Here is a 16,663-nt window from a genome sequence, read left to right on the forward strand (position 1 = left end):
ACAGTTAGTATCATGAAAGAAATTAATATCAAAAACGTAGCGATCACATTTGTCGTTGCGTTGATCATATGGTTCATTCCTGCACCGGAAGGAGTTGCCGAGAATGCCTGGCATCTGTTTGCTATTTTTGCTGCAACTATTTTAGGAATCATTCTTAAAGCGGCTCCAATGGGTACGATGTGTATGATGGCGATTGCCTTTACAGCTCTTACCCAGGTGGTTGCTCCTGGAGATGCAGGAAAATCTATAACCAAAGCTCTTTCCGGTTTTGGAGATAAAGTAATCTGGCTGATCGGGATTTCATTCTTTATTGCCAGAGGATTTATCAAAACAGGACTTGGGAACCGTATTGCCTTTTTATTCATCAGAGTTTTTGGGAAAAGCTCACTGGGACTGGCTTACGGATTAGGACTTGCCGATGTTTGCCTTGCTCCCGCTATTCCGAGTAATACTGCAAGAGGTGGCGGAATTATTTATCCTATTATGAAATCTATGGCCATAAGCTTTGATTCCGTTCCTGAAAAGCCGGAAACCCATAGAAAATTAGGTTCATTCCTTACTTTAAACAGTTACTATATGAACCTCATCGCTTCATCCATGTTCCTTACCGGGACAGCCAGTAACCCGATGTGTCAGAAGTTTGCCGCCAACCTTGGGATTGATATTACCTGGATGTCATGGGCTGCTGCAGGTTTTATTCCCGGTGCGGTAGCATTCTTTGTAGTTCCTTTGGTATTGTACAAATTGTATCCGCCTGAACTGAAAAAAACAGGTGATGCTCCGAAAATGGCGGCTGAGAAATTAAAAGAAATGGGCCCTATTTCCAGAAACGAATGGCTGATGCTGTTAGCATTCTTCATTCTTTTAGGTCTTTGGATCTTTGGAGGAGCGCTTTCAATTGATGCCACGACTACTGCATTTATTGGATTGACATTGTTGCTACTAACTTCAGTGTTAACCTGGGAGGATGTAAAAGGTGAAAAAGGGGCATGGGACACTATTGTTTGGTTCGCCGTATTGGTGATGATGGCAAGTTCACTGAATGAATTGGGATTCATTGGCTGGTTCAGCAATCTTATCAAAGTACAGATCGGAGGTTTAAGCTGGCAGGTAGCATTCCCTGTTATTATTGTAGTATATTTCTTCAGTCATTATATTTTCGCAAGTGCTACCGCTCACGTGGCTGCCATGTATGCAGCATTGCTGGGTGTGGGTGTTTCTTTGGGAATTCCTCCTATGTTGTTGGCTATGATGTTGGGTTTCATGGGTTCTATTTATGGAGTACTTACTCATTACGGTCACGGCCCTGCTCCGGTATTCTTCGGAAGCGGATATGTTGATCTGAAAGCCTGGTGGCTCAGAGGTCTTGAAATAGGAATAGTTCTATTGATCATTTATATGGTTGTAGGAGGATTGTGGATGAAAGTCTTAGGATATTATTAATTTTTAAATCAAAAATATGTTATCAACATTGTCAAGAAAAATGCTGATGTGCCTTACAGGACTCTTTTTGGGATTCTTCCTGTTGATTCATTTCCTTGGAAATCTTCAGCTTTTCCTTCCACAAGAACAGGCGCACCTGCAGTTTAATGCCTATTCGCATTTTTTATCAGGAAATATCATTATCAAAATAGTTTCTTATGTTTTGTATGCCAGTATTATTCTGCATGCAGTTGACGGATTGATTATTACTTTGAAAAATAAAAAATCCGGTGGTGGTTACCAGACTGACAGACGAGGAAGGGCCAGCCAATGGGCTTCCAGAAATATGGGAATCCTCGGAACATTAATCCTGATCTTCCTGGTGATCCATTTCCAGAATTTCTGGTATATCTACAAATTCGGAAATCCTCCTTTGGACGAGAATGGGAATAAAGACCTCTACATTCTGGTAGTGAATATCTTTAAAGAATGGTGGTACGTTATCATTTATGTTTTATCAATGATCGCTCTGTGTTATCACCTTATTCACGGGATACACAGTGCCGTAAGAACGCTGGGACTTTACCATCCTAAGTTCGTAAAATGGTTCAAGGCTGTTGGGATTGCTTATTCAATCATTATCTGTGTGGGTTTTGCATTGATGCCCATCTATGTATTTTTTACTTATCAATAAACAGAATGATCATGATTTTAGATTCAAAAATACCACAAGGCCCATTGGAACATAAATGGGAAAATTATAAAAAGAAAGCGAGACTCGTTAATCCTGCCAACCGTAAAAAACTAGATGTCATTGTTGTAGGAACAGGCCTGGCGGGGAGTTCCATTGCAGCTTCTCTGGGAGAAATGGGCTATAATGTCAAATCATTCTGTTTTCAGGACAGCCCGAGAAGAGCACACTCTGTAGCAGCACAGGGAGGGGTGAATGCTGCAAAAAATTATAAAAACGATGGCGACAGTGTGTACAGAATGTTTGTAGATACACTAAAAGGAGGAGACTTCAGGGCCCGTGAAGCCAATGTATACAGAATGGCAGAATGTTCTCTGAACCTCATCGACCAGGCTGTAGCACAAGGCGTCCCTTTCGGTCGTGAATATGGGGGATATCTGAACAACCGTTCTTTCGGAGGTGTTCAGGTAAGCCGTACTTTCTATGCAAGAGGACAAACGGGACAACAATTGCTTCTGGGTGCCTACCAGGCTTTGATGAGACAGGTTGGAAAAGGCTCTGTACAATTATTTTCAAGACATGAAATGCTTGATCTGGTTACTGTTGATGGTAAAGCCAGAGGAATTATCGTAAGGAATTTAGATACCGGAGATATTGAAAGACATGCAGCCCATGCTGTAATATTGGCGACCGGAGGTTATGGAAAGATCTATTATCTATCTACACTGGCAATGGGATGTAACGGCTCTGCCATCTGGAGAGCTCATAAAAAAGGCGCTTTAATGGCTTCACCTAGCTGGATTCAGGTGCACCCTACTTCGCTTCCACAATCCGGAGATTATCAGTCTAAACTGACCTTAATGTCTGAATCGTTACGTAATGACGGCCGAATCTGGGTTCCTTTAAAAGAAGGGGAAAACAGATTACCGAATGATATTCCGGAAAATGAAAGGGATTATTATCTTGAAAGAAGATATCCGGCATTTGGAAACCTTGCTCCGAGAGATATTTCCTCCCGTGCTGCGAAAGAAAGAATTGATGCAGGCTTCGGAATCGGGCCTTTGAAAAATGCTGTTTATCTTGATTTTTCAAAAGCAATACAGGAACAGGGAAAAGAGAAGATCCAGGAAAAATATGGGAATTTATTCGATATGTATCTTAAAATAACAGGATACGATGCCTATAAAGAACCCATGATGATCTCCCCTTCTGCCCACTTCTCAATGGGTGGACTTTGGGTAGATTATGAACTGATGACAACGGTTCCGGGACTGTTTGCTTTAGGTGAAGCTAATTTTGCCGATCATGGTGCCAACAGATTAGGTGCCAACTCACTTTTACAGGCTTCAGTAGACGGATACTTCATCGCGCCTTACACCATTGCCAATTATCTGGCGGATGAAATTCATACCGGAAAAATTTCACCAGATACTCCTGAATTTGAGCAGGCTGAGAAAGCAGTTAAAGAACAGATTAATCATTTTATTAATATCAAAGGATCCAAAACCGTTGATTATTTCCATAAAACATTAGGAAAACTCCTCTATGATTATTGCGGACTGGCCAGAAATGAAGAAGGTCTGAAGTATGCCATTCAGGAAATCAGAAAACTAAAACAGGAATTCTATAAAGATGTAAGAGTTTCCGGACAGGGAGATCAAATGAATACAGAACTGGAAAAAGCCGGCCGTGTAGCCGATTATTTCGAAATAGGAGAACTGATGTGCTACGATGCATTAACCCGTAACGAATCCTGCGGCGCTCATTTCAGAGAAGAATTCCAGACTCCGGATGGTGAAGCCATGAGAAATGATGCGGAATACCAATTTATTTCTGCCTGGGCATGGAAAGGGGAAAATGGAGAACCTGAACTGATTAAAGAACCTCTGATTTTTGAAGAGATCCAGCCAACGGTAAGAAGTTACAAATAAAAAAACAGAAAATTATGGATTTACATCTTAAGATATGGAGACAGAAAGACAGAAAAAGTGAAGGAAAACTGGTCCCTTACGACCTGAAAGGATTGAATCCTCATATGTCTTTCTTAGAAATGCTGGACACTTTAAATGAAAAACTGATTATTGAAGGAGATGAACCCGTTGAGTTTGATCACGACTGCCGTGAAGGAATCTGCGGACAATGTGGTATGATGATTAATGGTATTGCCCATGGTCCTTTAAAAAATACAACGACCTGCCAGCTCCATTTACGATCATTTAAAGATGGGGAAACCATTCTGATAGAGCCTTTCCGTGCTGAAGCATTCCCAGTGAAGAAAGATTTAAAAGTAGACCGTTCTGCTTTTGACAGAATTATATCTTCGGGAGGTTTTGTATCGGTGAATACGGGCCAGGCGCCTGATGCGACTGCTATTCCGGTTACCCATCAGACGGCTGAAGAAGCTTTTGATTCTGCAGCATGTATCGGATGTGGAGCGTGTGTTGCCACCTGTAAAAACGGAAGTGCAGCTCTGTTTACCTCAGCAAAAATCACCCATATGGCACTCCTTCCTCAGGGAAAAGAAGAGCGAAACAAAAGAGTACTGGATATGGTAACCCAAATGGATACTGAATTATTCGGGCACTGCTCCAATACAGAAGCCTGCGAAGTGGAATGTCCTCAGGGAATTTCTGTACTGAATATTGCCAGAATGAATTTTGAATATAACAGGGCTTTATTTTTTAGGAAAAAAGCTTAGCTCAATAAAAAATAATGCTAAAAATGATAATGTTTGAAAGGGTAAATCTGCAATGCAGGTTTGCTCTTTCTTTTTTTATTTATGTTCTATTCATTCATCATGGCCACTACCCTTGCCGGAGCTGCAGAGCCACCAACGATTTTAAGCGGAAATACGCAGATTTTAAATCCGCATGGAGGCAATGCACTCAGATTGGTAAGTTGTTCTATGTGTAAATATTCTTTTTCAATTCCTACGCGATGACCTTCCCAGAAGAATTCGGGGTCGTTCATTTCTTTGGCTTTCTGAGCCATATATTTCAGAGGAAGATCCCAACCCCATTGGTCGATTCCCATGACTTTCACCCCCTGATCAATCAGCCATTCGGTAGCTTCTTTACTCATTCCTGTTCCTTTTTCCACAAAATCAGGAGTTCCCATCATTTTGTCACGATCGGTTCTGATCAGAACAATATTTCCTTCCCGGATGGTAATTCCGTTTTTATCAAGATCTTTTTTCAAATCATCTACGGTGATGGCTACAAAATCTTCTTTATGGGTACAGTCGATCACAATACCATCTCCATAACACCATTCCAGCGGAATCTGGTCTATGGTTTTGGCAGGTTTTCCCTCTACAACAGGACCGTAATGCCACGGAGCATCAATGTGAGTAGTAGCATGAAGTCCCATATTTTTGATGGTATCATCAGCCCATCCAATCCAGTTTTTAGGAAAAAGCCTTGATGGCAATCTCAACGCCAGGCGTATCAGCCAATGTGATTGACGGTGTGCCTTATGTTTAATTTTTACCCGCATGAACCATGGGTCTCCGGCATTGTATTGGATAGGTTTCGTCAGATCAACAATTGTTGTTTTCATATGATTTAGCTAAGGATACAAAGATAGCGAATAAGGTAAATGGACAAAAGGGTAAAAAGCTAATCCTTGTCAAATCAGCAAATTTGCACTTTTGTAGTTTTACTTTTTTTTGCAATCTAAAACCCTCTGGGGATTATAATTTTCTTCGGGTCATTCTCATCATACATGATTTCTATGGTTCCCTTTTTAGGAACAGAAGACAGATTCAGACGGCTGACAATTTTCTTATGCACCGCAATATGTTCGGTTCCTCTGAAATCTTTAAAACTTAGCTGAAACATGATTTGAGGCTGATCATTCACTGTGAGCCCTGTCTCACTGACACTGATGATATTGGCTTCAGCATTTCTTCCCGAAAAAAGGATCCGTTCTTCTTTTGTATTTTTAAAAAACCTGCCGAAAATCAACTGAAAAACCAATACATAGATCATGGTCATCACACCGCTGAAAATAATCGGGTGCATGAATGTCAGAAACCTCCAGCCAAAATCAAAGGATTCCCTCATATAAAAATAGCAATATAAACCAATGACATAAGCAATAAGCAATCCGGTAAAAATAATTCTTAATATCATCCCGGATGTATTGAATTCCACTTTCTGATCACTTAAAATAAAGTAAGGTTCCTTTGATACCTGAGGATTCAGCATTACTTTGATTTTATTTCCGACATCAAATCTTTTTTCGTGTGGCTTGGAATCATGAAACATCATTTTATGTTCTATCACAGTATTGCTGAGATTGGGGAATGAATGCGTAACCTGAATAAGATTCATGTTTTTTTTAGGAATGTATTTGAGGAGTCTATAATCAATGATTCTGGCTTCTCTTGGAATTCCGTTCCGAAGAATAGATTTTATCGTATTTTTCTCTTTAAAAGTGGTAATGAAAAGCTTATTGATAAAGAAAATAATCACATATCCCCATATTAACAAAGAAAAACCGAGATATCCATAGCTCACCGCTAATGAATTTCTCGGTTCTGTTGTCAGCTCCTCATTCAGCATATACAATAAAATCGGAAAAGGAGCACAGAAAAAAATGAAAAAAGCTCCCCAGAAAATAATCAGAAATTTCATAGCTGTTATTTTGTAATCAGCAATAAAGTTATGATATTATTATGGAACCGGAGATCTATTTTTATACTTCTTTTTCGAAATAAAGTCTGTAGTATTTTCCTTTATCATCCTCACCCATTTCAATTTTCTGTCGGTCTCCGTGGATATAGATATGGAAGTTTTTGTCTAATTTAATGATACTTTTAAAGTGTCTCTGTGTCTTTTTCACAGCAGCTTCACTGATGGGAAATTCTTCAGCAATATTCACCTGCATATCCTGTTCGTAATCTGTTTTAAAATTCACAAAACTTTCAATTACATGTTCATCACCCAGTACTTCATTAGCAAATTCATCCAGCTTAAACTCTTCTTTTTCTTTGAAAAAATTGATAGACTTATTCAGGAAATCTGCCTGGTCTGCTTTGGAAACTTCAAATTCCTGAGGAAGCTGTTTGGTGATATAATCTTTATACACCATCAAAGCTTCCTGTGTGTGAAAATATTCATCATCACGCTGTTTTACTTTCAGGAAATCTTCGAACCAGTAATACATATCGCCGTTTTTGTTGTTGTCAACCACAGACAGTACATATCCTGTTTCTTTATTGTTATTATAGATCAAAGCAGCTTTATCAATTTTGGATAAACCGATTCCCTGATCTTTTTCAATATCAAATGTTTCTTCCCCAGGATTGATTTTCAGGAAAGACTCTCTCTTTTCTGTTTTAAAGATCCCGATTTTGTCTACTTTATCAGGTCTGTCACTTTCATCTTCAAAAAGTACGATGAAAAGTTCTCCGCTCTGAACCCTTGGGTTTTCTGCAGCTTCAAAAAGATGTTTGGCAATATTCTCAGATTCCCAGATAAACTTGGATTTATCATCAAAAATTTCAGATACCGCACTGTAAACCGGATTATTTACCAGATAGGTATCGCTGTAAAAATGAAAAGTTTCTTCTGACTTAAAAGAACCTAAAAAGTAATCTTCCAGCAATTCTGCCATTCCTTCTTCCAACTTCAACTCTTCCTGAGAAAGTGTCAGGGAATCTCCGTTGATCTTATTTCCGACTCTGTGTACTATTATTTTTGAAAACATTTTTCTGAATATTTGGACTGCAAAGATATTCATTCTAATTCTTTCTGCGAAAATTAAAAATGCCATTTTATACTACTCTCTTTTGGCCACCCCGTCAAAAATTCTTTGAATTTCCGCCACCCCTCCAAGGAAGGAGAATGATCAGTCGTTCATTTGTTATGGCAGGTAACATAGTCTTTTGCCTTCCCCTTTTCCAAATTGATAAAAACCTTATCATTTTGAAATGTTTTTTTATTCAAAAAAATCAGATTCAAAAATCATAAATAATTATATATCAATACCTTATATAATATTTATTTTCAGAGGAATATTATTGGCATCATGATTTGAAAACATAGTAAAATGGACTTAAAGACCTTAAACAGACTCGACAAGCTCAGAAGATTGAAAAGCAGAGGACCTGAAACGCCAAAATGGCTGAAGCCTTATCACCTGCTCTTTTTTGCTTTTTTAACCGTTTTCATTTTTGGTGGCATCATCAAACTGTTAGAACATCATCCAAATTAAAATATCGTATTATGAACTATTTACAAGCCGTAAAGGAAATCACTGATGTGGTTCCTGATTTTGAAAAAGAAGTAAAAGCAATCAAAATTCAAAACTCATACAGCATTATCCGTACCTTCACGGAACGCATTAAAAATATGATCCGCCAGAATGACAGAAATCTGCTGTTCAGAAGTTTACAGAAAATGGACAAAATCTACACTGACGGGGATACAGTATTAAAGAATGCTGTTGAGACTACTTTTATCTATTCTCTGGACAATTGTACCGCTTTCTGCGGTGAGGAATACAGAAAAGTGATTTTCAGTCACATTTCTGCCAACCTTCAGCAGGTGTATTCAAGACAAATTTACAGTCACGGCATATAAAGGTTTTATTACATTTTTTATCCGTTTCATTACAAAGTGTTTAAATTAAACAAAATTAAAAATAACTCACAATCAATAGATTATGAAAAATAAAATCCGAAGAATTTCAGACTGGAAAACCTGGAAAACAACGACCAACAGACACAATACAGAGATATTACTCACTCACATCGCTGTGATCGTAGGGGTATTTATTTTTGCAGCCTGTCTTTAAATTTTGGTATACATTTCGCTGCAATACAAAGTGTTTGAAAAATTCTTAATTATGATGAAAGTACAAATGCAAACTATTAATCAAAAAATAGCTGTTGAATACTTAAAATTTTTCTATCCGCCACTTCGCAATGAAATCACACAGTTGTCTGTACAGGACAATTTCGCCGGGATCATGCAGGCTACCGTGAACTATCTGAAAAACCTGCTGCAGGAATCGAAGATCAATATCATTGCCCATCACATCAAGCTGATGGACTGGCTTTACAGAAACGGAAATTCTTATGTAAGAAGTATGATTGAAAACCTTTTTGTAAGGTCTTTCGAAAGCTTCAAAAAACACGCAAAGATCCAGCACTGGAAACTTCTTTATCAATATATGCCTGTAAGCTTCCAGATCATTTATAATGAACAGCAGAAGCAGGATCAGATGTATTTTGGAAAATAACTTAAAAGTAAAAAGGACGAAAACAATGTTGTTTTCGTCCTTTTATATAAATTGAGCATCACAAAAAATGTGATTACATTAATGAGACAAAATCTCCCGGAAATTAATTTCTTTGGAGACTTATATATTCTTTATTTCTTTACAAACACTTTCTCTATCATCTGTGCTTCTTCTTTATTCAGGGCTGATGCTTTTCCCAGTTTGGCAATGAAAGTGGTTACTTCTTCCGGTGTTGCCGGTGAGCCCAGATTTTCTCCTTTGGCATCAAAAGAATCAGCTAAAACTTCTCCTTTTGGATTCAGGATCAGCCAGAAAGGGAGTCCGGCATTTTCACCTTTATACTTATTCATCAGTTCCTGGCCGCCGGGGTTTTCAAGACTCTTTTTATCTCCTCTTTCCTGAACATCTACGTAAGCTGTGACAAATCTTTTATCAAAAATGGGCTTGGTTTCAGGAAGATCCATATTTTTTTCCATCATCTTACACCATTTGCACCATGAAGCATGGAACACCAGTAAAACATTTTTCTTACCTGCTTTAGCCTCTGTAAAAGCCTTATTTAATACCACATCCGCTTTTTCCTGTGCTGCTCCCAGCTGAAACAGCAGCAGCGTTACAACAATAATAATTTTGGAGTATTTCATTCTGAATTTTTGTTTAAATCTACACGAATTTAGGTATTTCCTCTAATAATATAACTGCATATTTTTATAAATTTGTTTAAACATTGTGTAATTTAGTCAGCGCTAAAGCACCGATTTTCCAAAATGATTGAAATAAGAAAATACTCCAACCAGACAGGATATCCTGAACCGCGACGGGTCATCAGATACACTTTATTCTGGTGCAGCCAGGGAAGTGCTGAGATCCTGATCGACGAAAATATTTTCACCCTGAAAACCGGACAGACCGTAACCATTACATCAGGACAGTTTCATCAGCTAAAATCTGTTGAAGGAGAGCTTACAGCCCTGGATTTCACCCTGGATTTTTTCTGTAAAAGCGACAGTGATATTGAGCTTATTTTCCACAACGGGCTCTTTTGCCACTTCGGAATGAATGAAATGATCACTGTACAAAATCCTTTATTTTTCACTGAAACGCTGAACACCATTGAAAAAGAAATCCAGGAACAGCCCTATCAGTATCTGATCTCTGTGCATTCCCTGGTTGAATTGCTGCTGGTAGAAATCAACCGCAGCAAAATTGCCAATGGCGATGAAATCTGGAAACCGGATGCTTTATTCTTAAAGTTCCTTGAAAGTGTGAGGGATCATTTTAAAAGCAATTATCAGGTCTCTGATTTTGCTGATCTTCTGGGAACCACCGAAGCGAAACTGAATGAGGTTTCAAAACTTCACACCAACAAGACCGCTCAGAATGTTATCTACAGCCTTACGATTTCTGAAGCTAAGAGGCTTTTACTGTATGAAAAACTGACCGTAAAGGAAATTGCCTATCTGCTTGGCTTCAACGATCCGTTTTATTTTTCAAATTTCTTTAAAAAACATACTTCACGCTCTCCCAAGGACTACCAGAAAGCAGTAAAGGAAATGTAAAAAAGGAGTTTTAGTCTGAAGAAAAAATTAACAGTCTCTTATTAACTCCCATCCTCCGGCTTCCTTCTTCCCCCAGATATTACATGCTTTTTCCTGAATTGTCTATTCTTTAGGCAATAGCTTTTGCTGAACTTTGTACTGTAATTAAAACCCAAAAATATTATACGTATGAAAACGCAACAGGATATCGCCGTTTTTCTATTAAGAATAGCTCTGGCTTTCGGATTTTTGTCGGCAGTGGCAAGCAGGCTGAGCCTTTGGGGAACCCAATCTTCCGGCTGGAAAAAATTTGTAGACTATGCTGCTGAAACGAATTCGTTTTTACCTCAATCCTGGTCACCTGCTATTGCTGTATTATCCACTAGCGCTGAGTTATCATTGGGCATCCTGCTTCTGCTGGGTTTTCAGACAAAAAGGACGGCATGGTGCGCTTCTCTTCTCACTTTATTATTTGCTGTTGCAATGAGTATTTCTTTTGGTATTAAAGAACCTCTGGATTATTCAGTTTTTGCATTTAGTGCAGGAGCTTTTCTTCTGAGTACCTTTTCCCATTACCAATGGAGTTTAGACCAGTTTTATATCCATAACAATTAAAATTTATATATCATGAACACCAACATTCACGATTACATCGTAAAAACAGAACAGAAAGAATGGCAGCCTTTGATTGAAAAAGGTATTCATTATGAGGGGATTTTTGTAAAGTCTCTGAAATTCGATCCTGAAAAAAACCGTTCTACCAGCATTCTATTAAAATTTGAACCGGGAGCCAGCTATCCTTATCACAATCACCCTGCAGGAGAGGAACTTTTTATCATGGAAGGTGATGCTTTTATAGCAAGAGCACATCTTGAGAAAGGGGATTATCTGTATACTCCGTCCAATTTTAAACATTCTGTAAAATCTGAGCGGGGTTGTACCATTCTTTTTGTTGTACCGGAAGAAGTGGAAATTCTTTAAATCTATTACAAATAAAACCACAGTAAAAATTTACTGTGGCTTTATAATTTTAAATGACAAGATGGAAATTACTACTTCAAAACTGTTTTATCCGATGGTACCGGTCTCAAATCGATTAATGTTTTTTTCTTTCTTATGATATCCACCAAAGTCTGTACTGAAAAAGTGAGAATAATATACAGTAGGATAAGCACAGATACATAACCGACTTCATGTTGTCTGTATCCGAAAATTCCTTTTCCCCATGAAATTAATATCCATTGGATCATGTACATTGAGGTTAAATTTTTACTGCAGTATTTGAGGACACGCATAAAGCCATTTTCCTTAACATTGGCCGTAATCGTATTAATCAGCCATAAAAAGAATAAAGTCCAGCCTGCAAAATAAATAACACCACCAGGTCCCATGTGATAAAAACCATTGTAATGATAATCGCCATAAAGAAAAACCAACGGTGCTCCTATTGCAATGAACAACAATCCCACATAGAGCATATTTCTAAATATCTGTTGGCTATCGTAGTTCAGCTCCTGAAACCATTTACCAAAGAACATTCCGATGATGATAAAAGCCATCCACGGGAAAACAGGGAAATAGACGTATGCTGGATAATCAGTGCTGAAAAGGAGATCCAGAACATAATTGATCACAGGATAATCAAGATTCATTCCGCTTACTTCCCTGGATACCAGTGCAACGAATAAACCAATAGCCAGAATAATATATTTATTTTTCACATATTCTCTGATAAACCCAACGAATAATAAAGACATTCCTGCCAGCTGTAAAATATCCCCTAGCTGTACCAGATATACATACTGCTGTTCTATAGGCGCATGCCATCCGTATTTCTGAATAAAATTATCAGGAGCAAAATTAAAAATTACAGGGATCATAAACTTCATGAAGTTCATAAACAGCCCCGCCAATACCAGCAAAGCACCTCGTTTTAAAGCACTTTTAAGACTTTGATGGCTGGAAGTCATGAAGGTGATGCCCATACAGATCAGGAAAATGGAAGTTCCCCTTCCGAGAAAAACAATAAAACTGCCAATGGCTGTTTCATACTGTGATTTTACGTCGGCATATACCAATAAAGTATGGATAATGATCATTCCGATAACACTTATCCCTTTTATTAAATCCAGAGTGAGGATTCTTTTGTTAAATTGTTGCATAGTTTTTAGTGAAAATTGTGGATTAATGGATAAAATATTTTTATTTATTCTAAATAAAATCAAATATACAAATTAAAACGACATTACATCTTTTACTGATAAATTTATTATAACCAATTAATAATAAAACAGTTATTACAGAAACAAAGAATATCGGGATACAATTTTCGTTAATAAATAATCATAGAAGTCTGTATATTAGTGGGACATTATTGATAGCTTTCTATAGATGAGCGGAACCTTTACTATTTTTGATACAGTTGTTATCGTAGGCTTTATACAGGGAATAGCTGCAGCAATAGCTATCGGGCTTTATCCTTCCCTTACTTCAGGGAAAAAAATATTGTCCGTTATACTAATTACCCTCGCTTTTTTAAGCAGTAAAATATTGCTGCATACGCTGGGATTGTGGCAATATATCGGTTTTCATTATTTTCCTCTGGCCATTGATACTCTCATTCAGCCGCTTTTTTATCTGTATACTTGTTTGCTCACGGAAAATAACTTTACACTGAAACGGAGGCAATGGTGGCATTTTGCTCCTGCATTGGTCTTTCAGTTTCATGCAATCATTGTGTATGCTGCCAGTCTTATGCAACCTGATATACACGCAATGGATATCATTGCTGAAAAATATCTGTTTTATAATGCGGTGAAATGGGCAGAAGATGTTTTTGCCCTTTGTTCAGCAGGTGTTTATTGGTATTTGAGCTTTCGAAAGATACAAATGTACCGGCAATGGCTTTTTACCAGTCAATCTTCAACCCATTATCCGGAACTGACGTGGCTTCGGAATCTTCTTATCGGAACCGGAATACTTGTACTTGTATTGTTTTTATCTTCTATATCATCCAATATTTTACAGCTCAATAATTCATTTCTCTATCTGGAAATATTTTATGGATACATTACTCTTCTGATTTATTTTCTATCTTTTCAGGGATACCGGACTCTGCTTGCAGCCGAAATGCAGATCATACGGACCTCAGTGAATACAGTTCAGCCGGAAGTTACACATGGGGATATAAAAGCTCCTGTAAATGAAGAATATTTTCATACCATTCAATTATTATTGCTGGAACTCATGGAAAAACAAAATCTCTTTCTGGAGCCGGAATTAAGTCTGAAGGATGTTGCAAAAATAACCGGATTTCCGACAGGGCAGGTTTCTGCTGCCATCAATGCTCAGTTTAATATGAATTTCAGAAGCTGGGTCAACAGCTATCGCGTGGAAGAAGTAAAGAAAAGACTGAACAATCCGGAATACAGGCATCTCAGCCTTACAGGTATCGCTTTTGACTGCGGTTTTAATTCTGAGGCCAGTTTTTACAGAATTTTCAGAAAACATACGGGACATTCTCCCAAAACATATCTTCAATCTGTAAAATGAGAGTATTTTAATCACTCTCAAAACCTGTTTTGAGTGGGCTGAGGATTCAGGATGCTGTTTATTTGCTGCATAAAATCTCACTTATGAAGCTTATCAACTTATTATCCGTCATCTTTTTACTGACTGCCAATCCTGCCTGCTCTCAGATCAGTACAGAACAAACTCCTGCACAAAAGCCTGCTGGAATTGACGCACCTTTCCTGTTGGAAACCAACTGGGACCAGTGGGGGGTATATGCAAAATACACTCCTGAAAAACAGGTATTGGGATGCTGGAGCACTGCTCTGGCGCAGATCCTTTACTATCACCGCTTAAAACCATCAGGTACTGTTTCCTACAGCTGTTCCAAAGGGTATCTCATTAAGGATACTTTATCAGATTATTCTCCGGAATGGAAGAATTTTGCAACAGATATCAATAACAGAAGCAAACCGGAAACCATAAATGCTGTGGCCCGTTATTCCTATCTTACCGCTATAGCCATCGGGAAAGATTTCGGGACTCCCAAATACCTGGAAATGATCAATCCTGCACCTCAGATAGAAAAACATTTCACCTGTAAAGCTACCTTTTATGCAAGCTTTACCGGAAAGATCCCTTTTTCACAGGAGCAAATGCAGCATATTGCTGAAAAAGAAGAAATCAAACATTTAATAGACAAAGACAGCATCATTCTGCTCATCAAAAAAGAGATCAGCCAAAAAAGACCCGTCTACTTTCATATGGGAAATTTTACAACATACGGACATTCGACAGTCATAGACGGATATCTGGAAAAAAACAATATTTTTTATGTGCATATTAATTACGGTTCGGGTGGTTTCCGTACAGGCTGGTATGATTTATTCAGACCTATTGACGTAGAAGATGATATCCGTTTACGCGCATTTGTTACCATAGAGCCGATACAGAAATAAATTAAAACAATAATTTAAAATGTAAAACTCTTCCCCCTGGAAGAGTTTTTTATGACTTAGGCAACACTGCCGGGTGTATTTTGTATCGGTTGGTGCTTAGAGTTTTCAAAAAGGCTACAATATCAAAAACTTCATCGTCCGTAAGATTCAGTTTTTCTACCATACCTGATTTGTGAGGGAATTTGGGATCATTGATAAGGTTCTCTTTTGAAGTTTCATCCATCATACCTGTATTGTACATCATAACAACGTTGGCCAGCTCAGGAAAAAAGCCATTATGCATATAAGGTTTACTCACAGAAACTTCCCTTAGTGTAGGGGTCTTGAATTTTCCTACATCTTCATTTTTTTTAGTCACAACATATCTTCCCAGGTCTTCATATTGTGTTCCATAATAACTCAAACCCAGATTGTGAAATTTCTGATCAGAAAAATATGGTGTGTTGTGACAATTAACACAATTTGCCTTGGTCCGGAATAAATGCAGACCGTTGATTTCAGAATCCGTTAACGCCTCTTTCTTTCCGGCAACAAATTGATCAAACCTCGAAGGCGGGCTTATCAGAGAGCGCTCAAATGTAGCAATGGCTTTTGTAATTTTCTCTTCCGTCACTTCTCCGTTTCCGAAAGCTTTCACAAAGAAGGGTTTATATTCCTTGATCTTACTGATGTTCTTTGTAGCCATTGACATATGAAGATTCATTTCTATCGGGTTTTCAATAGGTGCCTTCACCTGCTCCTCCAAAGTGGCTGCACGGCCGTCCCAGAAGAATGTTTTGGCATATCCGATGTTCATCAGTGTAGGTGCATTTCTGGTTCCTGTCTGTTTGTTATGTCCCAGAGAAACCCTACTGCCGTCTGACCATCCTATTTCAGGATTGTGACAGGTTGCACAGGAAATTTGTCCGCTTCCTGATAACCTCGGATCAAAGAACAACATTTTCCCCAGTTCCATTTTATCTTCAGAATAAAGATTATCCTCAGGAAAGCTCATTTCTGACAAAGGCCCGATATCCTGAAAGTCCTTTTTCACCTCATCAAATAATTGAGGAGCAGGCCATTTACTCTGATCTCCGCTGCCATATAATGCACGAAGCTCCTCCACGGTATATCCTGTAGAATCATTAGAAGTATAGCTTAGTAAACATATTATACCGGTAACCGCCAGAAAAGCAATATATCTGTCTTTCATTTATTTTAATGATAAATACTGAGCATTACAAAGATAGCTTTATTAATCGCTGCTACAAAAAAGTTGAATTCTACAACATCAGAAAAAATTATCAGAGAAAAAT

Annotated in this window: 19 protein-coding genes; 13 read left to right on the forward strand and 6 right to left on the reverse strand. The window is 38.1% G+C overall.

Annotated features, from left to right (window positions below; genetic code table 11):
• Window positions 1-12 precede the first annotated feature (12 nt).
• The 4 genes from AC3FI7_RS10740 to AC3FI7_RS10755 are packed head-to-tail and all read left to right on the forward strand — an operon-like array spanning window position 13 to window position 4,811.
• On the forward strand, window positions 13-1,443 hold the full coding sequence (locus AC3FI7_RS10740) for an anion permease (protein WP_343659414.1): 1,431 nt from the start codon (window positions 13-15) through the stop codon (window positions 1,441-1,443).
• A 16-nt stretch (window positions 1,444-1,459) separates the two neighbouring features.
• On the forward strand, window positions 1,460-2,116 hold the full coding sequence (locus tag AC3FI7_RS10745; protein WP_142724784.1) for a succinate dehydrogenase cytochrome b subunit: 657 nt from the start codon (window positions 1,460-1,462) through the stop codon (window positions 2,114-2,116).
• A gap of 11 nt (window positions 2,117-2,127) precedes the next feature.
• Window positions 2,128-4,044, forward strand: coding sequence for a fumarate reductase/succinate dehydrogenase flavoprotein subunit (locus AC3FI7_RS10750; RefSeq protein ID WP_142724785.1), 1,917 nt, complete (start codon window positions 2,128-2,130; stop codon window positions 4,042-4,044).
• A gap of 14 nt (window positions 4,045-4,058) precedes the next feature.
• On the forward strand, window positions 4,059-4,811 hold the full coding sequence (locus AC3FI7_RS10755) for a succinate dehydrogenase/fumarate reductase iron-sulfur subunit (RefSeq protein WP_491462015.1): 753 nt from the start codon (window positions 4,059-4,061) through the stop codon (window positions 4,809-4,811).
• 86 nt (window positions 4,812-4,897) lie between these two features.
• On the opposite strand, the gene AC3FI7_RS10760 is transcribed toward AC3FI7_RS10755, so the two are convergent.
• From AC3FI7_RS10760 to AC3FI7_RS10770, 3 genes are all read right to left on the reverse strand, one after another.
• Window positions 4,898-5,671 carry a cyclase family protein gene (locus AC3FI7_RS10760; protein WP_142724787.1) on the reverse strand — a complete coding sequence of 258 codons (774 nt, stop codon included), beginning with the start codon at window positions 5,669-5,671 and terminating at the stop codon, window positions 4,898-4,900.
• A 116-nt stretch (window positions 5,672-5,787) separates the two neighbouring features.
• Complete coding sequence (locus tag AC3FI7_RS10765) at window positions 5,788-6,750, reverse strand: hypothetical protein (protein ID WP_491462016.1); 963 nt, start codon at window positions 6,748-6,750, stop codon at window positions 5,788-5,790.
• Window positions 6,751-6,811: 61 nt separating this feature from the next.
• Window positions 6,812-7,825 carry a nucleoid-associated protein gene (locus tag AC3FI7_RS10770; RefSeq protein WP_142724789.1) on the reverse strand — a complete coding sequence of 338 codons (1,014 nt, stop codon included), beginning with the start codon at window positions 7,823-7,825 and terminating at the stop codon, window positions 6,812-6,814.
• 342 nt (window positions 7,826-8,167) lie between these two features.
• Between AC3FI7_RS10770 and AC3FI7_RS10775 the strand changes: the two genes are divergently transcribed.
• From AC3FI7_RS10775 to AC3FI7_RS10790, 4 genes are all read left to right on the forward strand, one after another.
• Window positions 8,168-8,332 (forward strand): hypothetical protein, encoded by a 165-nt coding sequence (locus AC3FI7_RS10775; RefSeq protein ID WP_228451266.1) that lies wholly within the window; start codon window positions 8,168-8,170, stop codon window positions 8,330-8,332.
• A gap of 11 nt (window positions 8,333-8,343) precedes the next feature.
• Entirely contained in the window at window positions 8,344-8,700 is a 357-nt protein-coding gene (locus AC3FI7_RS10780) for a DUF7674 family protein (RefSeq protein WP_142724790.1), read from the forward strand.
• 82 nt (window positions 8,701-8,782) lie between these two features.
• Window positions 8,783-8,914, forward strand: a complete 132-nt coding sequence (locus AC3FI7_RS10785; RefSeq protein ID WP_262484568.1) for a hypothetical protein — start codon at window positions 8,783-8,785, stop codon at window positions 8,912-8,914.
• A 51-nt stretch (window positions 8,915-8,965) separates the two neighbouring features.
• Window positions 8,966-9,361 (forward strand): DUF7674 family protein, encoded by a 396-nt coding sequence (locus AC3FI7_RS10790; protein ID WP_142724791.1) that lies wholly within the window; start codon window positions 8,966-8,968, stop codon window positions 9,359-9,361.
• Between the two features lie 131 nt (window positions 9,362-9,492).
• On the opposite strand, the gene AC3FI7_RS10795 is transcribed toward AC3FI7_RS10790, so the two are convergent.
• Window positions 9,493-10,005, reverse strand: a complete 513-nt coding sequence (locus tag AC3FI7_RS10795) for a thioredoxin family protein (RefSeq protein ID WP_142724792.1) — start codon at window positions 10,003-10,005, stop codon at window positions 9,493-9,495.
• 123 nt (window positions 10,006-10,128) lie between these two features.
• Between AC3FI7_RS10795 and AC3FI7_RS10800 the strand changes: the two genes are divergently transcribed.
• The 3 genes from AC3FI7_RS10800 to AC3FI7_RS10810 all read left to right on the forward strand — a co-directional run bounded on the left by AC3FI7_RS10800 (window position 10,129) and on the right by AC3FI7_RS10810 (window position 11,880).
• Window positions 10,129-10,920, forward strand: coding sequence for an AraC family transcriptional regulator (locus AC3FI7_RS10800; protein WP_142724793.1), 792 nt, complete (start codon window positions 10,129-10,131; stop codon window positions 10,918-10,920).
• Between the two features lie 168 nt (window positions 10,921-11,088).
• The gene (locus AC3FI7_RS10805; protein WP_142724794.1) at window positions 11,089-11,514 is read left to right on the forward strand and encodes a DoxX family membrane protein; all 426 of its coding nucleotides are present in this window, start codon (window positions 11,089-11,091) and stop codon (window positions 11,512-11,514) included.
• A gap of 12 nt (window positions 11,515-11,526) precedes the next feature.
• Window positions 11,527-11,880, forward strand: a complete 354-nt coding sequence (locus AC3FI7_RS10810; RefSeq protein WP_491462017.1) for a cupin domain-containing protein — start codon at window positions 11,527-11,529, stop codon at window positions 11,878-11,880.
• Between the two features lie 71 nt (window positions 11,881-11,951).
• Here the strand turns inward: AC3FI7_RS10810 and AC3FI7_RS10815 are convergent, their stop codons facing one another.
• Window positions 11,952-13,061: a heparan-alpha-glucosaminide N-acetyltransferase domain-containing protein gene (locus tag AC3FI7_RS10815; protein WP_491462018.1), complete on the reverse strand. Its 1,110-nt coding sequence runs from the start codon at window positions 13,059-13,061 to the stop codon at window positions 11,952-11,954.
• Window positions 13,062-13,290: 229 nt separating this feature from the next.
• On the opposite strand from AC3FI7_RS10815, the gene AC3FI7_RS10820 reads away from it, so the two are divergent.
• Both AC3FI7_RS10820 and AC3FI7_RS10825 read left to right on the forward strand, forming a co-directional pair.
• Window positions 13,291-14,451, forward strand: a complete 1,161-nt coding sequence (locus AC3FI7_RS10820) for a helix-turn-helix domain-containing protein (RefSeq protein ID WP_343659427.1) — start codon at window positions 13,291-13,293, stop codon at window positions 14,449-14,451.
• 83 nt (window positions 14,452-14,534) lie between these two features.
• On the forward strand, window positions 14,535-15,368 hold the full coding sequence (locus AC3FI7_RS10825) for a C10 family peptidase (protein ID WP_491462019.1): 834 nt from the start codon (window positions 14,535-14,537) through the stop codon (window positions 15,366-15,368).
• Between the two features lie 49 nt (window positions 15,369-15,417).
• Here the strand turns inward: AC3FI7_RS10825 and AC3FI7_RS10830 are convergent, their stop codons facing one another.
• On the reverse strand, window positions 15,418-16,560 hold the full coding sequence (locus AC3FI7_RS10830; protein WP_491462020.1) for a cytochrome-c peroxidase: 1,143 nt from the start codon (window positions 16,558-16,560) through the stop codon (window positions 15,418-15,420).
• Window positions 16,561-16,663 lie beyond the last annotated feature (103 nt).

Source organism: Chryseobacterium sp. TQ-BC-N36, from assembly GCF_058382295.1.

Bases quoted from the DNA above. Each gene is read 5' to 3' on its own strand.
- AC3FI7_RS10740 (WP_343659414.1), top strand. From the start codon at position 13: ATGAAAGAAATTAATATCAAAAACGTAGCGATCACATTTGTCGTTGCG.
- AC3FI7_RS10745 (WP_142724784.1), top strand. From the start codon at position 1,460: ATGTTATCAACATTGTCAAGAAAAATGCTGATGTGCCTTACAGGACTC.
- AC3FI7_RS10750 (WP_142724785.1), top strand. From the start codon at position 2,128: ATGATTTTAGATTCAAAAATACCACAAGGCCCATTGGAACATAAATGG.
- AC3FI7_RS10755 (WP_491462015.1), top strand. From the start codon at position 4,059: ATGGATTTACATCTTAAGATATGGAGACAGAAAGACAGAAAAAGTGAA.
- AC3FI7_RS10760 (WP_142724787.1), bottom strand. From the start codon at position 5,671: ATGAAAACAACAATTGTTGATCTGACGAAACCTATCCAATACAATGCC.
- AC3FI7_RS10765 (WP_491462016.1), bottom strand. From the start codon at position 6,750: ATGAAATTTCTGATTATTTTCTGGGGAGCTTTTTTCATTTTTTTCTGT.
- AC3FI7_RS10770 (WP_142724789.1), bottom strand. From the start codon at position 7,825: ATGTTTTCAAAAATAATAGTACACAGAGTCGGAAATAAGATCAACGGA.
- AC3FI7_RS10775 (WP_228451266.1), top strand. From the start codon at position 8,168: ATGGACTTAAAGACCTTAAACAGACTCGACAAGCTCAGAAGATTGAAA.
- AC3FI7_RS10780 (WP_142724790.1), top strand. From the start codon at position 8,344: ATGAACTATTTACAAGCCGTAAAGGAAATCACTGATGTGGTTCCTGAT.
- AC3FI7_RS10785 (WP_262484568.1), top strand. From the start codon at position 8,783: ATGAAAAATAAAATCCGAAGAATTTCAGACTGGAAAACCTGGAAAACA.
- AC3FI7_RS10790 (WP_142724791.1), top strand. From the start codon at position 8,966: ATGATGAAAGTACAAATGCAAACTATTAATCAAAAAATAGCTGTTGAA.
- AC3FI7_RS10795 (WP_142724792.1), bottom strand. From the start codon at position 10,005: ATGAAATACTCCAAAATTATTATTGTTGTAACGCTGCTGCTGTTTCAG.
- AC3FI7_RS10800 (WP_142724793.1), top strand. From the start codon at position 10,129: ATGATTGAAATAAGAAAATACTCCAACCAGACAGGATATCCTGAACCG.
- AC3FI7_RS10805 (WP_142724794.1), top strand. From the start codon at position 11,089: ATGAAAACGCAACAGGATATCGCCGTTTTTCTATTAAGAATAGCTCTG.
- AC3FI7_RS10810 (WP_491462017.1), top strand. From the start codon at position 11,527: ATGAACACCAACATTCACGATTACATCGTAAAAACAGAACAGAAAGAA.
- AC3FI7_RS10815 (WP_491462018.1), bottom strand. From the start codon at position 13,061: ATGCAACAATTTAACAAAAGAATCCTCACTCTGGATTTAATAAAAGGG.
- AC3FI7_RS10820 (WP_343659427.1), top strand. From the start codon at position 13,291: ATGAGCGGAACCTTTACTATTTTTGATACAGTTGTTATCGTAGGCTTT.
- AC3FI7_RS10825 (WP_491462019.1), top strand. From the start codon at position 14,535: ATGAAGCTTATCAACTTATTATCCGTCATCTTTTTACTGACTGCCAAT.
- AC3FI7_RS10830 (WP_491462020.1), bottom strand. From the start codon at position 16,560: ATGAAAGACAGATATATTGCTTTTCTGGCGGTTACCGGTATAATATGT.